This is a genomic window from Vogesella urethralis, from assembly GCF_007644045.2.
Lineage (GTDB): Bacteria > Pseudomonadota > Gammaproteobacteria > Burkholderiales > Chromobacteriaceae > Vogesella > Vogesella urethralis.
The window spans coordinates 16,312-30,917 of the sequence record NZ_VMDW02000004.1 but is presented as its reverse complement, the minus strand read 5'-3'; the positions used below and the strand labels follow the sequence as shown (position 1 = coordinate 30,917).

Annotated in this window: 17 protein-coding genes; 6 read left to right on the top strand and 11 right to left on the bottom strand. The window is 62.4% G+C overall.

What is annotated here, in order from left to right; translation table 11 throughout:
- Nucleotides 1-4: 4 nt before the first annotated feature.
- From FLQ03_RS00150 to FLQ03_RS00120, 7 genes are read right to left on the bottom strand one after another with little or no spacing between them, the layout of a single operon-like run.
- Nucleotides 5-880: an NAD kinase gene (locus FLQ03_RS00150; RefSeq protein ID WP_144373613.1), complete on the bottom strand. Its 876-nt coding sequence runs from the start codon at nt 878-880 to the stop codon at nt 5-7.
- Nucleotides 881-888: 8 nt separating this feature from the next.
- Nucleotides 889-1,524 (bottom strand): response regulator transcription factor, encoded by a 636-nt coding sequence (locus FLQ03_RS00145; protein ID WP_144373612.1) that lies wholly within the window; start codon nt 1,522-1,524, stop codon nt 889-891.
- The gene (locus tag FLQ03_RS00140; protein ID WP_144373611.1) at nt 1,525-3,864 is read right to left on the bottom strand and encodes a CHASE domain-containing protein; all 2,340 of its coding nucleotides are present in this window, start codon (nt 3,862-3,864) and stop codon (nt 1,525-1,527) included.
- A 42-nt stretch (nt 3,865-3,906) separates the two neighbouring features.
- Complete coding sequence (gene msrA / locus FLQ03_RS00135) at nt 3,907-4,449, bottom strand: peptide-methionine (S)-S-oxide reductase MsrA (RefSeq protein WP_144373610.1); 543 nt, start codon at nt 4,447-4,449, stop codon at nt 3,907-3,909.
- Nucleotides 4,449-5,354, bottom strand: a complete 906-nt coding sequence (locus FLQ03_RS00130; protein WP_144373609.1) for a histone deacetylase family protein — start codon at nt 5,352-5,354, stop codon at nt 4,449-4,451. Before FLQ03_RS00130 ends, msrA begins: the two co-directional genes overlap by 1 nt.
- Nucleotides 5,348-5,575: a DUF1653 domain-containing protein gene (locus FLQ03_RS00125; protein WP_144373608.1), complete on the bottom strand. Its 228-nt coding sequence runs from the start codon at nt 5,573-5,575 to the stop codon at nt 5,348-5,350. The genes FLQ03_RS00130 and FLQ03_RS00125 overlap by 7 nt, the downstream gene beginning before the upstream one ends.
- Before the next feature lie 50 nt (nt 5,576-5,625).
- Complete coding sequence (locus tag FLQ03_RS00120) at nt 5,626-6,111, bottom strand: GNAT family N-acetyltransferase (RefSeq protein WP_170252264.1); 486 nt, start codon at nt 6,109-6,111, stop codon at nt 5,626-5,628.
- A gap of 28 nt (nt 6,112-6,139) precedes the next feature.
- Here FLQ03_RS00120 and FLQ03_RS00115 point away from each other — a divergent pair, with 28 nt between their 5' ends.
- Both FLQ03_RS00115 and FLQ03_RS00110 read left to right on the top strand, forming a co-directional pair.
- Nucleotides 6,140-7,102 (top strand): tRNA dihydrouridine synthase, encoded by a 963-nt coding sequence (locus FLQ03_RS00115; RefSeq protein WP_144373606.1) that lies wholly within the window; start codon nt 6,140-6,142, stop codon nt 7,100-7,102.
- A gap of 227 nt (nt 7,103-7,329) precedes the next feature.
- Nucleotides 7,330-8,253, top strand: coding sequence for a DUF4394 domain-containing protein (locus FLQ03_RS00110; RefSeq protein WP_144373605.1), 924 nt, complete (start codon nt 7,330-7,332; stop codon nt 8,251-8,253).
- Between the two features lie 52 nt (nt 8,254-8,305).
- Here FLQ03_RS00110 and FLQ03_RS00105 read toward each other — a convergent pair whose 3' ends face one another.
- Nucleotides 8,306-8,884 carry an HD domain-containing protein gene (locus FLQ03_RS00105; RefSeq protein WP_144373604.1) on the bottom strand — a complete coding sequence of 193 codons (579 nt, stop codon included), beginning with the start codon at nt 8,882-8,884 and terminating at the stop codon, nt 8,306-8,308.
- 53 nt (nt 8,885-8,937) lie between these two features.
- Nucleotides 8,938-9,576 carry a hypothetical protein gene (locus FLQ03_RS00100; protein WP_144373603.1) on the bottom strand — a complete coding sequence of 213 codons (639 nt, stop codon included), beginning with the start codon at nt 9,574-9,576 and terminating at the stop codon, nt 8,938-8,940.
- A 294-nt stretch (nt 9,577-9,870) separates the two neighbouring features.
- Between FLQ03_RS00100 and FLQ03_RS00095 the strand changes: the two genes are divergently transcribed.
- A complete protein-coding gene (locus FLQ03_RS00095) occupies nt 9,871-10,944 on the top strand; it encodes an ABC transporter substrate-binding protein (protein ID WP_144373602.1) in 1,074 nt (357 codons plus the stop codon).
- Between the two features lie 5 nt (nt 10,945-10,949).
- Here FLQ03_RS00095 and FLQ03_RS00090 read toward each other — a convergent pair whose 3' ends face one another.
- The gene (locus tag FLQ03_RS00090) at nt 10,950-11,225 is read right to left on the bottom strand and encodes a metal/formaldehyde-sensitive transcriptional repressor (protein ID WP_144373601.1); all 276 of its coding nucleotides are present in this window, start codon (nt 11,223-11,225) and stop codon (nt 10,950-10,952) included.
- 84 nt (nt 11,226-11,309) lie between these two features.
- On the opposite strand from FLQ03_RS00090, the gene dmeF reads away from it, so the two are divergent.
- Nucleotides 11,310-12,296: a CDF family Co(II)/Ni(II) efflux transporter DmeF gene (gene dmeF / locus FLQ03_RS00085; RefSeq protein ID WP_144373600.1), complete on the top strand. Its 987-nt coding sequence runs from the start codon at nt 11,310-11,312 to the stop codon at nt 12,294-12,296.
- Here dmeF and FLQ03_RS00080 read toward each other — a convergent pair.
- Complete coding sequence (locus FLQ03_RS00080) at nt 12,259-13,146, bottom strand: LysR family transcriptional regulator (RefSeq protein ID WP_144373599.1); 888 nt, start codon at nt 13,144-13,146, stop codon at nt 12,259-12,261. The two genes, dmeF and FLQ03_RS00080, sit on opposite strands and share 38 nt — an antisense overlap.
- 106 nt (nt 13,147-13,252) lie before the next feature.
- On the opposite strand from FLQ03_RS00080, the gene FLQ03_RS00075 reads away from it, so the two are divergent.
- Together FLQ03_RS00075 and FLQ03_RS00070 are read left to right on the top strand one after the other, a co-directional pair.
- Nucleotides 13,253-13,537: a putative quinol monooxygenase gene (locus tag FLQ03_RS00075; protein ID WP_144373598.1), complete on the top strand. Its 285-nt coding sequence runs from the start codon at nt 13,253-13,255 to the stop codon at nt 13,535-13,537.
- 18 nt (nt 13,538-13,555) lie between these two features.
- Nucleotides 13,556-14,575: a zinc-binding alcohol dehydrogenase family protein gene (locus FLQ03_RS00070; protein ID WP_144373597.1), complete on the top strand. Its 1,020-nt coding sequence runs from the start codon at nt 13,556-13,558 to the stop codon at nt 14,573-14,575.
- The last annotated feature ends 31 nt before the right edge of the window (nt 14,576-14,606 follow it).

Below are 14,606 nucleotides of genomic sequence, written 5' to 3'. Positions count from 1 at the left end.
TGCCTCAGAGCAGGCGCTCGCCCCAGTGGAGCTTGTGGCGCAGCATGTCGTAGTAGTTGTAACCCACCGGGTGCAGCAGCTTCAGCGTATTGCGGTAGCTGCGGATGATGACCCGGTCCATTTCCATCAGGTCGCAGTGCGACTGGCCGTCAAAGTGCACGCGCGCGTCCAGGCCGCGCGTCAGCATGAACTCCACCTCGCAGCTGTTGCTGACCGCGATCGGGCGGTTGTTCAGCGACTGCGGGCAGATCGGCACCAGCGCCACCGCTTGCAGGGTGGGGTGCAGGATGGGGCCGCCGGAGGCCAACGAGTAGGCGGTAGAGCCGGTGGGCGTGCTGATGATCAGGCCATCCGAGCGCTGGCTGTAGACGAACTGGTTGTCGATGAAGACCTCGAACTCGATCATAGCGCCCAGCGCACCGCGGCTGATCACCACGTCGTTGAACGCCAGTGCGCTGGCGATTTCGGCGTCTTCGCGGATAACCGAAGCCTGTAGCAGGATGCGCTCTTCGGGGACGAACTGGCCGTCCAGAATGCGATCGATGGCGTCCAGCATCTCGTGCAGCGGGATGTCGGTCATGAAACCGAGACGCCCTTGGTTGATCCCCACCAGCGGGACGCGGTACGGGGCCAGCATGCGCGCCACCGACAGCATTGTGCCGTCACCGCCCAGGACGATGACCAGGTCGGCCAGCTTGCCCAGGTCGACGCGCTCGACCACCGGGTACTGGCCACCGGGCAGGTCGGCGCAGCTGTCGGCGTCTACCACGATGTGAAAGCCGCGGCCGGTCAGGTGGGCGGCCAGGCTCATCAGCGATTCGATGATCTGCGGTTTGCTGTGGCGGGCCACCAGGCCGATCTTGTTGAATAAGCGTGTCATGGCGTCGCTCAGTTGGGCTGGGCCGGCGGGGCCGCGTCCAGCGCTTTAAGGTAAAAACGGACCAGCTCGGCCAGCGAGTTGATTTCCAGCTTCTCGAACAGCTTGGCGCGGTGTGCCTCCACCGTGCGCGGCGACAAGTCCAGCTCGCGGGCGATTTCCTTGCTGGAACGGCCTTCGGCCACGTAGCGCAGGATCATGCGTTCACGCTCGGTAATGCGTTCCAGTTTCTGGCGCACTTCCTGGGTTTCCGCTTCCTGCTTCTGCTGCTGGATGCTGATGCGGATGGCCTTCTTCAGGCTTTCCAGTAACTGAACCGAATTCACCGGCTTGGTCAGAAAGTCGACGGCGCCACCACGGAAGGCGCGACGGCATTCTTCCAGGTCGCCGTGGCCGGTAACGAAGATGATGGGCATCTGGATGTTCTGCAGGTTCAGCATGTCCTGCAGTGCCAGGCCCGATGTTTGCGGCATGCGGATGTCCAGCACCAGGCAGCCGATTTCGTCGGGGCGGAAGTGCTGCAGGAAGGCCTCGGCGTGCTCGAAGGTCTGCACGCGCAGCCCCTGGGTGCCGATCAGCAAGGCTAGCGAGTCGCGTACTGCCGGGTCGTCATCGATGACAAATATCGTCGGGGTCATGGATGCCATTTATGCACTCACTCCTTCGCTTTCATAGCTACTGTTCATGACCGGCAGTTCGAAGTAAAACTCTGCGCCGCCGGTGGGCAGGTTGCTCGCACTGAGCACCCCGTCCATGTTTTCGATAATGGTGTGACTGATGGTCAGGCCCAGCCCCATGCCCTGGGCCTTGGAGCTGAAAAAGGGCTGGAAGATACGGCCCAGTACTTCTTCGCTCATGCCGGGGCCGTTGTCACGCACGCCTACCCGTACCCGACTGCCGCGCAGCTCGCTGTACAGGAAAAGTCGGTGTTCGCCTGGCTGGTCCATCATGGCTTCCATGGCGTTCTTGCACAGGTTCAGGATCACTTGCTCTACCTGGATGGTATCGGCAAAAACCAGCGGCAGGCTGGCGGCCAGATCGGTTTTGACCTGCACCTGGTGGTCGCGCAACTCGGGCTCGATCAGCGTCACCACGTTCAGCACCGCCTGGTTCAGGTCCACCGGTACCAGGTCGGCTTGTTTGCTGGCCACGAATTCTCTTAGTTTTTTGACGATATGCCCAGCCCGTTGCGCTTGCTTGACCGACGAGCGCAGCGCGCTGATCAGCAGGATGCGGTCCGGCTCTTCGTCTTCCAGCAAGCCGAGGCAGGCCTCGTTGTAACTGACAATCGCCGATAGTGGCTGGTTGATCTCGTGGGCAATGCCGGAGGTCATCTCGCCCAATGTGTTGATACGTGCCACCCGTGCCAGCTCAGCCTGGTGCTGTTTGAGCCTGGCCTCGCTGCGTTCCAGCGCTTCGGCCATGCGCTGCCGCAGTGGCGCCATGTCACGGAAGGTAATGACCAGCCCGCGCAACGCACCGCCCTGGTCCGGTAGCGGCGAAATCGTGCCTTCCACGTAAAACACCTTGCCGCCTTGTTCGATGTAGGCGTTCTCCGGCAGCGTCACCTGTTGGCCGCTACGCAGGCAGGTTTGCAACGGGTCCAGCACCGCTTCGCGCGCCAGGTCAAAGCGCAGTTGCCACAGTTCGCTCAGCTGGCAGCCGACGGCGCTGGGGCCATGGGTGTTCAGTAGCAACGCCGCCTTGGGGTTCAGGTATTCCACCTGCAGCTCACGGTTGGTCACCAGTACGGCGTCGTCGATGCTTTCCAGGGTAATCATTGCCTGTTGCCGCTCGCGGTTCAGCGCGTCGTGATAACGGTCGCGTTGCATGCGTTCATTGTGTTGCGAGGCCGCAATCAGCAGCAGCAGCGCATTGATCAGTGCCGAGGCGCCGGCAGCCAGGCCATACAGGTACCAGGGAATGTGGCCGGGGGAACTGGGGCGCGACACCGACAATTTGTACGGGAAGTAGTCGCGCTCGATCGATAGCTCGCTTTGCCGCGGTGGAAACAGCCGCCGGGCAATGGCGCCGGCCGGTTCGCTATCGGCCGCCGATTGCTGCAGCACGATGGCGGGTACCTGGCTGCCGGGTGTGGCGGGCAGCAAACGAATACCATAAGGTTGCATCGAGCTGTCTTGCATGGCCAGCAAGGCTTCTGCACGAACGCCGACGGTGATGATGCCGATGGCTGCGGCCATGCGTTCTTCTGGCGAGGTTGGCGGAATGCCTTCCGCATAGATGGCCTTGACAAAGCCAAAGCCGTGACCGCCGTCCCGCATGCGGTAGGGGCGGGTGATTTCGATGTCGGTGCTGCGCATGGCACGCTGTACGGCCGGCCCCAGCAGACGATCCTGCAGGATATCCAGGCCCTGCATGAAGGCGTAGCGGTTGGCAGCGGCAGGCTCGGCGTTGATCAGGGGGACATAAAAAGGCCGGGCAGTGGCGGGGCGCCACAACTGGTTGTCCAGCCAGCCGTTATCGCTATCGCTTTGATAATCCTTGATGAAGAAGGGCTGGTAGCGCTGAAAGCTGATCGAGGCTTCGAAATTTTCGCGCTCCGCCAGGCTTACCTTGGGCTGAAAGCCCATCAGGTAGATATAGGGGTAGCGCGACCCGATACCTTGGGCATACTGCCGGAAACGCTGCCTGTCCATGCCGTAGTTGGCCGCAGAGAGCTCGGAAAAGCCGTAGACAGCGGTTTCGCAGATCAGCAAACGCTCTTCCAGCGTTTTCTTGATGTGCAGCGTGGTGGCATCAAATTGCTGCTGACGGCTTTCTTCGGTGAGCAGGATAGCGGCCACCAGAATGGCAATCGACAACAAGGCCCACAGCAGCAGAAAGCTGACCCGGACACGCCATGGCAGCTCACGGACCATCTGGGGCCATTGGCGGAAGCGGAACAGGCCGGTACTGGCAGGAAGGGAGTCGCGGGCGCGCATGGTGGCCGTGGCGGCAGGTGTCAGGGGACGGCAATTGTAACGCATCCGGGCGGCATGACTGTAGTGGCCATGCCGCCTGGTGGCACGTTAGGCCCGGTTTTTCAGTAAAGCGGGCAGGTGACGATACAGTTTATGCAGCTTGGGCGCGATCACGGCCTGGCAGTAACCGGCGTTCTGGTTGCGGGCATAGTAGTCGTGATGATAGTGCTCGGCCGGATAAAACCGGCTGGCCGGTTTTACTTCGGTCACGATGGCGCTGTCGTAGACGGCGGCCGCCTCCAGCTCGCGCAGGCAGGCGAGGGCGGCAGCATGCTGTTCGTCACCATGGGTGTAAATGCCGGAACGGTACTGACTGCCGACATCGTGACCCTGACGGTTCAGCGTGGTGGGGTCGTGAGTCAGGAAAAAAACCTGCAGCAGGGTGGTGTAGCTGACGCGTTCCGGCTGGTAGGTGATTTCGATTGCCTCGGCGTGGCCACTGTCGCCACGGCAAACGCTTTCGTAATCCGGGTCCGGCAGGTGGCCGTCGATATAGCCCGGTACGATATCCAGCACACCGTCCAGCTGGCGGAACACCGCTTCGGTGCACCAGAAACACCCTCCGGCCAGGGTGGCTTTGGCAGTATCCATCAGAATGCTCCTTTCAGGTGATGGCGCGCCAGCAAGGCGCGCACGGTCTGGCAATGGATGGCGACGGTGTCGTCAATCGGCACGGCGTAGCCACCGGCCATGGTGACCACCAGTGGCCATTGCCGTTGTTCGCACAGCGCGAAAACCTGCTCGTCTCGCTGTGCCAGGCCCTGCATGCTCAGTTGCAGGCGGCCCAGCCGGTCGCCGCTATAGGGGTCGGCACCGGCCAGATAGAACACCATGTCGGGCTGGAAGCGTTGTTGCAGGGTATCCAGCGCGTTGGCCAACGCCGCAAGATAGGCGTGATCGCCGGTGTCGTCCGGCAGGTCTACATCCAGCGTAGAAGCCACGCGACGGAAGGGGAAGTTCTTTTCGCCGTGTAGCGATAACGTGAACACGCTGCTATCACCGGCAAACAGCTCGGCGGTGCCGTTGCCCTGGTGTACGTCCAGGTCGATGACGGCGGCGCGCCGGATCAGGCCCTCCTGTTGCAACACGCGAATGCTGACAGCCACGTCGTTGAACACACAGAAGCCCCCGCCCTTGGCGTGGGCGGCATGATGGGTGCCGCCAGCAAGGTTGATGCCGCAGCCGTAGTGCAGTGCACTGCGTGCCGCGGCCAGCGTGGCGCCCACCGAGCGGCGGCTGCGCTCCACCAGCGCCGCACTCCACGGCAGGCCGATCTCACGCATGATGGCGGGGCTGATGCTGCCATCCAGCATGCGGCCAACGTAGTCGGGGTGATGCGCCAGCACCAGCTCTGCCGGGGTGGCAGCTGGCGCTTCAGCCAGGCGATCAGGCGCCATTGCCGCCACGGCCTGGCCGAGCATGCCGTACTTTTCGGCGGGAAAGCGGTGGCCGGCAGGCAAGGGCAGGGCGAACTGGTCGGTGCGGAAGATCAGCACGCGGCCTCCAGCAGAGCAAAGCGCGGCTGGGCGATGCCATCAATGATGACCGTTTCGCAGAACATGGCGAGCGGGCGCACCCACAGCCCCTGTTCGCCGTACAACGGGCGGTACAGCGCCATCCACTCGCCGCTTTCGCTGTGACGCGCCACGTCGATCAGTTGGTATTCATTGCCCTTGTAGTGCCGGTAACGGCCGGGGGTGATACTGGGCGGTGTCATGCCGGTTCTCCTGATGAAAGGCTGCGCATTGTGCCGTGTGGCCGTCGGCTTCACAAATCTGCTGGCCGCTGCCAGGCCATGGTGAGGAAGACTTCGTCGCGGACAAACCCCAGCCGGCGATACAAAGCCTGCGCCGGCAGGTTGTCGTGGGCGGTTTCCAGCCATAGCGTGGCACCTGGTGGCAGCGCGTACTGGATGCTTTGCAGCAGCCGGGCAGCCACGCCATGGCGACGCCATGCCGGCGCAACGTACAGATCGTGCAGCAGGTCGTTACGCTGCAGCGTCAACGTGGAGTGGCCGTGATAGCACAGCGCAAAGGCAATCACGTCGCCATGGTGCAGTGCCAGCCACAAGCTGGCTTCCGACTGCTGCAGGCGCGCGTGCAGGTAAGGTTGCAGCGTGGCCGTGTCGCTTTCCAGGCCGTAAAAGCGGCGATAGGCCACCAGCAGTGGCAGCATGGCGTCGATGTCGGCCACGCCGCCCTGGCGCAGCAAGATTTCGTGGGGCGTGGTGCCGTCTGGCGGGCTTGTATACAATGCGCTGCTCCCTTGTTGTGGTGAAATCATGAAAATTGTACTGGCCCCGATGGAAGGCCTGGTCGATGACGTCATGCGTGACGTCTTGACGCGTGTCGGCGGTATCGATCTGTGCGTGACCGAGTTTGTCCGCGTCACCAATTCGCTGCTGCCGGTGCGCACCTTCGAGCGGCTGGCACCCGAGCTGGCCCATGCTTCGGCTACCCGCTGCGGCGTGCCGGTACGGGTGCAGCTACTGGGTTCGGAACCTGGCTGGTTGGCCGAGAACGCCATACGCGCTGCCGAACTGGGTGCTGCCGGGGTGGATCTGAATTTCGGCTGCCCGGCGCCGACTGTCAATCGCCACCGTGGCGGCGCTGTGTTGCTGAAGGAGCCTGAAGTACTTTATAGCATTGTGCAGGCGGTACGCGCGGCGGTACCCGACAACGTGCCTGTGACGGCCAAAATGCGCCTGGGCTACGAAGATACCAGCCTGACGCTGGCGTGCGCCGATGCTATTCAGCGTGGTGGTGCGCAAGAGTTGTGCGTGCACGCCCGCACCAAGGTGGAAGGGTATCGCCCCCCGGCGCACTGGGAATGGCTGGCGCGTATCCGCGAGGCAGTGACCATTCCGGTGGTCGCCAACGGCGAAGTGTGGACACTGGAAGACTACCGCACCATTCGCGACATCAGCGGCTGTGACACGGTGATGATCGGCCGCGGTCTGGTGTCGTGCCCCGATCTTGGCGCGCGCATCCGGCATTGGCAGCAAACCGGTGAGGTACAACAGCAGGCGCCATGGCAGGTGGTGCTGGGCTGGGTGCATGACCTGGCGCAACAATGTCAGTTGCGTGCTGAGGGCGGCAACTATGCGGTAAGCCGCACCAAGCAGTGGGTGAAAATGCTGCAGCGCAGCTATGGCGAGGCGGAAATTTTCTTTAGTGAAATCAGGCAGTTGAATGACTTTACATCGCTGGACGCACTCTTTTTGCAGCGCAGGAACGCCTTGTAGGTATTTTTACGCATAGCCGCAGCACGTTGCAGGCTATATCATTGAATCATCTTCTGAATGCCCTGCTTTCCTCGCAGACAGTTCTGAAGCGGGCCGCAGGCCCGACCTTACAAAACCTCCTGATTTGTGACGATTCAGGAGGTTATTTTTTTGCCTGCTGTCTTTCCGTGTGCGCCGGTCATTATTGGCTGTTTATACTGAACACCAATCTTCAGTAAGGAAACGCCATGTCCCGTCATCCCTTCGCCACCGTTGCCGTGCTGTGCGGCACGCTTGCTGCCTGTAGTACTTTGCCACCCGAGCCTCCCGGCCAGTTGCGTAGCGAGCAACTGCTGGCGCTGGACGCCGGTATGACCTTGCTGCATATCACGGCACGGCAGCCGTCACAGCCACGGGCACGGGTGCCGGTGCGTGGCTTGGCGGCGGGCGAGCAGCTGCTCAGTATCGACTATCGCGTTGCGCGGGGCGTGTTGTACGGGCTTGGCAGCCAGGGGCGGCTATATACCATCGACCCCGACAGCGGTCAGGCGCGTGCGGTTGCCGAGCAGGGTGCCACGCTGGTGGCGGGCAAGCGCTACGATATCGATTTCAATCCGACAGTGGATCGCATCCGCGTCGTCAGTGACCTGGGCGGCAATATGCGCCTGCACCCGGATACCGGCAAGGCAATCGATGGCAACGCGGCCGTTGACGGCGTTCAAAGCGACAGCCCTTTGCAGTACGTGGCAGGTGACGTCGCCGCCGGCAAGCAGGCTGCCGTGGTAGCGGTGGCCTACACCTACAATGCCCGCAATGACAAAATCACCACGCTATACGGCATTGATGCCGAAGGTGGCACGCTGGTAATGCAAGGATCGCACGAGAATGAAACCCCTTTTGTGTCGCCAGACAAGGGCAGCCTGCGCACGGTGGGTAGCCTGTTGCTGCCGGGGTGGGACCTGGTAGGTCTGCAGCGGGGCGGGCAGGGGTATGGCGCCATCCAGCAGGCGGCATTTGACATTTCCGACGTGAAGAACGTCGCCATGCTGGCGGCAAGACAAAAGCTGGGCGGTAGCCAGCTGTATGAAGTCAATTTGCAAACTGGCAGGGCGACCCGGCTGGGGCGTATCGATCAGGGGCAAGCGCTGGTGGGGTTGGCGATTGTGCCTTGATGACCATCACCTGAAAAAAAGCCGCCCGGGTTGGGCGGCTTTTTTGTGGCGCTTAGGCTCCAAACCAGTGTTGCGTCCGCGCGAAGGCGAGGCGCTCTTGCAGATAGGCCCAGAGTGCCGGACAGCCGGCTTCGATCGGTTCCCGGATGCGGTCAACCACGCGCTCGTAACTGATGCCGTTTTCCCGCCAGCTCTGCCCGTTATTGGCCAGGTTCAGCAGCACCGGCATGGCGCGATCGGCGGCGTTGGCGAAACGGGCCTCGGCGGTTTCGGCGGCTTCGAATTCCTGCCACAGCGCGAGGAAAGCATCGCCTTGTTGGGCTGGTAGCAAGCCGAATATGCGCTTCACGGCAACCAGCTCGGCGGCTTTGCGTTCTTCCCAGCCTTCGGTGGCGTACACAATAGTGTCGCCGGTATCGATCTCGCCGATGTCATGCACCAGCAGCATGGCGATGACGCGCTGGATATCCACCGCTTGCGGCGCGTAAGGCGCCAGCGAGGCAGCCAGCATGGCGATTTGCCAGCTGTGTTCAGCGGAGTTTTCCTGGCGATCCAGCCCCAGTGGGCGCGTTTTGCGGGTAACGCCCTTGAGCTTGTCCAGCTCCAGAATGAAATCGATGATCTGCTGCATGATGCGTCCAGAAAGTTGGCTGGCCGCGATTTTAGCGCAGGCACCCGATAGTGTCAGGCACTGTCGTGCAGCAAGTGCCCCAGCTGCGCCGTGGCAGACAGCGTGGCCGCGGCCTGTTGCATCTGCGGGCTGCCCGCCAGGCTGCCGTGCTGCTGCAGCAGTCGTAAAGTCAGCTGCAGGTTGTTGTGAACCTGCAGCGCCAGATCCAGGCTGACGCCGTCCAGCCGGTTTTGTCTGCCGGGCTGTTGGCGGCGCTCTCCCGGCAGGCGGCCGCCTTGGCTGCTGTTGACGGGAGGTTCGTACAAGCGGCTTGGCAGCGGCCATTCGTCTTCTGCCGTAGCGGCTCTGCCGGTCAGCTCGCCGATCAGTTGCTCGAACTCTTTTATCAAGCTGCCCGCTTCGCCCAGTTGGGCGTGATGGCGGATGCCCAGCATGGTGTTATCGCGTAGCAGCAGGCTGCGACGCAGCAAGAATCGCAGCTTGCCATGTGCCAGTGCCCGCAAATGCGCCATCTCGCCGCCGGCTGCCGCCTGGCGCAGACCGTCCAGCCAGCGTGCCCAGTCTTGGTACTCACTGGCCAGCGATTGTCGGTCATCGCTATTGCTTGCAGGCGGAGTGTCACGCCGGGAAGGCGCTTGCGGCCAACCATATGCGTTGGCGGGGGTGATCAGTTTGCGTCGAATACGATCCATGATGTTTTCCTTGCAAGACCTGATGGCATCATTATCAGATACTGACAGTGAAAACTTTAATGCCATAAGCAATGCTGCACATAGGCAGTGCCACTTCAATAAGCCTGCATTGATTCTTGTAGGATGGCAACGAATGTTTGGATGGCAAAAATACTACGCATTCGACATTTATCACATCGCTTGAATCAACTTTTTCTGTAGGTTTTCATGACTAGTGCATGGCATCTGTTGTGGCCACTCGCGGCCACTGCCCATACTGCCCCTTGCTAACCAACTGGTAGCGGGGAGGGAAACATGAAGCTGGCAATCGTAATTGGCTGTCTGTGGATGGCGCCTGTCATGGCCATGAACGTCGCATTCCTGAACTACGGCAAGAAGGAGGAAGCCTACTGGCACAGTGCCAGTCGCGCCATGCAGGCGGCGGCTGCAGATCTTGGCATCAAACTGGAGGTGAGTTATGCCGAGCGCAAGCAGCAGCGCATGCTGGCGGCGGCGCAGGCTTTGGCAGCCAGGCCTGCCAGCAAACGGCCCGATTACGTGATTTTTTCCAACGACTTCGCCTTGGGGGCCGAGCTGCTGCCGATTCTTGACGGTGCGGGAATCAAGACTTTCATGGCTTTCAGCGGACGCGGCAGCGACCAGAATATTGGCTCGCCGCGGCAGCGTTATCGGCACTGGCTAGGTTCGCTGGACCCGGATGCAGAGCAGGCTGGCTACCTCACGACAAAAGCGCTGATCCAGCAGGCCCGGGCGCGCCGACCCGATGCGGGCCGGTATGAGCTGCTGGCTATCGGTGGTGACCCGCTCACGCCATCCTCGGTACGGCGTAGCGACGGCATGCGCCGTGCTGCGAGTGAGGCCGCGGATGTCGAACTCGTCACCGAAGTCTACGCTGTCTGGGATCAGGCTCGTGCGCAGCAGCAGGCGAGCTGGCTGTTTCAGCGGCATCCGGCACCAGACATGCTATGGGCTGGCAATGACCTGATGGCCTTTGGTGCCATGCAGGCATGGGCGGAGTGTTGTCTGGCACGCGGCCAGCCGCCGTTATTCGGCGCCATCAATACTTCTGATCAAGCCTTGCAGGCGCTGGCGGATGGCAAGTTGGCCGCATTGGCTGGCGGCCACTTCATGACCGGCGCCATTGCGCTTGTCATGCTGCATGACCATTGGCGCGGCAAGGATTTTGCCGACCTGGGGCTGGAACAGACGTTGCCGGTAATCATGCTGTTCGATGCTCGCACTGCCAGGCGCTTCATGCAGCGTTTCAAGGGCGCCGATTTTTCCAGTATCGATTTCCGCCTTTACAGCCGGGTGCTGAACCCGGCGCTAAAGCAGTATGGCTTTTCGTTCGCTCCCTTGTTGCGCTAAGGGTTTTACTTGAGGTAGGAGCGCAAAATGGTCAGCAACTGCGCCACCTCGGCCTCTCGCTGCGCCTGGGGCAAGTCTGGCGCGCCAACGTGCTCGCGGATGTGGCCTTCCAGTACCTGGGTCATCAGGCCGTTGACGGCGCCGCGGATGGCGGCAATCTGCTGCAATACGGCCATGCAGTCCTGACCTTCCTGTAAGGCTTTTTCCAGCGCTTCGGCTTGCCCCTTGATGCGGCGTACGCGGGTAAGTAGCGGCTTTTGTTGGGCAGTCGTGTGGGCCATCGGGCACTCCATATACTGGGGGGTAGTATAAAAACAGGGGCATGCGTATACTGCCACCCAGTATAACACCGCAAGGAAACCGCCATGTCTGCCTGGGTACACCATCACCATTTTGATCAGGGCAACCCGATGGCCGAGCGGCGTACCCGCTGGGCGGTCGCCTTGACCGTCGCCATGATGGTGGCTGAAATCAGCGGTGGCTGGTGGTACAACTCGATGGCGTTGCTGGCAGATGGCTGGCACATGAGCTCGCACGCCCTGGCCCTGGGGTTGGCGCTGTTCAGCTACGCCGCTGCCCGCCGCTATGCGGCAGATGGCCGTTTTGCTTTTGGCACCTGGAAGATGGAAACGCTGGGCGGCTACAGCAGCGCGTTACTGCTACTGGGAGTGGCTGGCCTGATGCTGGTGCAGTCGCTGGCGCGCCTGTTACAGCCGGGCCCCATTCACTACGACCAGGCCATCGCGCTCGCGGTGGTGGGTCTGCTGGTGAACCTGCTGTGTGCGTGGCTGCTGCACGATGGCCACGATCACCACCACCATCACGGGCATGATCATGGCCACCATCATCACGATCATCATGACCACCACGACCTGAACCAGCGCGCGGCCTTCCTGCATGTGCTGGCCGATGCGGCCACCTCGGCCTTGGCCATTGTGGCCTTGCTGGCTGGCAAATGGTGGGGGGCGGACTGGATGGACCCGCTGATGGGCATGGTTGGTGCGGTGTTGGTCGCCAGCTGGGCCAAGGGTCTGCTGCAGGATAGCGGCCGGGTGCTGTTAGACGCCGAGATGGATGGCCCGCTGACCGCGCAAGTGCGTGAGGCGCTAGCCGGCTTGCCGCAACCGGCCGCGGTCGCAGACCTGCACCTGTGGCGGGTTGGCCGCAACAGTCACGCCTGTATCGTGGTGCTGGAGCACGACGGCCAGCTTAGCGTGGAGGCGGTGCATCGCCAGTTGGCGCCGCTGGCCGGTGTGCAGCACCTCAGCGTAGAGCTGCGTCGCCGCCTGCGGCCAACCGTTAGGGCGGCGCGCATCACGCCAGTTGCGTCGCCAGCCCGTACTCGTCGATGAAATCCAGCAACGCCGTCAGTGCCGCCGGGCGGTGGCTGCGGCTGGGGTAGACTGCGTAATAATGATTGTCCGGCGGCGGGTGGTCCGGCAGCAGGCGCTGCAGGCTGCCGTCGGCCAGCGCGTCACGCACCATGAAGCGTGGCAGCAGGGCAATGCCGGCACCGGCGACGGCCAACTGGCGCAAGGTGTTCAGATTGTTGGCGCGCAGCCTGGCGTGGCTGGCGTCTACCCGTATTACATCCCCCGCTTGTTGCAGCGGCCACTGTGGCAGTACCCCGTGCATCAGTAGCCGGTGGCCTGCCAGTTCGTCAGGGGTCTGCGGCCAACCTTCCCGTGCCAGATACGCTGGCGACGCCACCAGCACGCGGCCTACCGGCCCGATGCGGCGTGACACGAAACAGGAATCGGCCAGCTGGCCGGTGCGTAACGCCAGGTCAATACGCTCGGCGATCAGGTCCAGTTGCGCATCGCTGATCACGCATTCCACCGTTACCGCCGGATGGCGCTGCTGAAACGCCGCCAGCAAACCCGGCAATAGCAGCGTGCCGGAGGCTTCCGGCGCGGTAATGCGCAAGGTGCCGGCTGGCGCATCGCGCAGCCGCGATAATGCTGCGTCGGCCGCGCTGGCGGCATCCAGCATTACCTGACAATGCTGCAGATAGACCTGGCCGGCCTCGCTGAGGGTGAGGCGGCGGGTGCTGCGGTGCAGCAGCCGCACCCCCAGCAGATTCTCCAGCTCGGCCACCCGCTGGCTCACCGTCGATTTGGGCAGCCCGCTAACGCGTGCCGCGGCGGTAAAGCTGCCTTCGCGGGCAACCAGCGCAAACAGCGCCATGGCGTCCAGTTTCATGCTTATTGTCCGTAATGACGGATAGTCTTTCCGGATTATAGCGGCTAATCAATTTAATCCAATGGCGGCACACTGGCTGGCATAGACAAGTCACCAAGGAAACCGCATGTCCATTACCGTGATTGCCACCCTGGGTTGCCAACCCGGCCAGCGCGCCGCCTTGCTGCCGCTGCTGGATGCCTTGCGCCGGGCCACCTTGCATGAGCCGGGCTGCCTGCAATACGTGCCCAATCTCGACCCATCCGCACCCGACTGCGTGGTGATGGTCGAGGCCTGGCAAGACCAGGCTGCGCTGGACGCGCACACCGCCAGCCCCCATTTTCAGCAGTTTCGCGAGCAGGCCGCACCGTTGCTGGCCAGTCTCGACATCCGCTTGCTGCAACCGCTCTAATCCTTGAAAGGAATACCGATGAAAGCCATCGCCGCCTTTGCTGGCCTGCCAGCCGACCACCCACAGTCGCTGCAGGACATTACCTTGCCCACCCCGGTCGCCCATGGCCATGACCTGCTGGTGCGCGTTCACGCCATTTCGGTCAACCCGGTGGATACCAAGATTCGCCGCAGCTTGCCCGCCACCCCGCAGGAAACGCCCCGTGTGCTGGGCTGGGACGCTGCTGGCGTGGTAGAGGCGGTGGGAGAGCAGGTGACACTGTTCCAGCCTGGCGATCGCGTCTGGTACGCCGGGGCCATTCAACGTGATGGCAGCAATTGTGAATACCAGCTGGTGGACGAGCGTCTGGTTGGCCGCATGCCGGCAACGCTGGACTTTGCTGCGGCTGCCGCCTTGCCGCTGACGGCCATTACCGCGTGGGAGCTGCTGTTTGACCGGCTGGGCCTGCACCAGGGCGGCCATCACGGCGAGCGCTTGCTGATTGTGGGTGCTGCCGGCGGGGTGGGCTCCATCCTGATCCAGCTGGCGCGTGCGCTAACCGGTCTGCAGGTGATTGCCACCGCGTCGCGCCCGGAAAGCCAGGCATGGGTGCGCGAGTTGGGGGCGCAGCAGGTTATCAACCATCAGCAGCCGCTGTCGGCAGGGCTGGACGCGCTGGGTGTGGCGGAGGTGGATTACGTGATCAGCCTGAACCAGACCGACCGCCACTTCGAAGAGATCGTCAAGGTACTGAAGCCGCAAGGCAAGCTGGCGCTGATCGACGACCCGGAGCCGATCGACGTGCGCCTGTTGAAGCGCAAAAGCCTGTCGCTGCACTGGGAACTGATGTTTACCCGTTCGCTGTACGCCACCGGCGACATGGTGGCGCAGCATCAGCTGCTGCAGAAGGTGGCCGACATGGTCGACGCCGGGCGCATTCGCAGCACGCTGGCGGCACAGCTGGGCAGCATTAATGCGGCCAACCTGTGTCGTGCTCACGCGCTGCTGGAAAGCAATGCCGTGACCGGTAAGGTGGTGCTGGCCGGTTTTGACGACTAAGCCACACATCGGCGGTGCCAAACTTATCGCA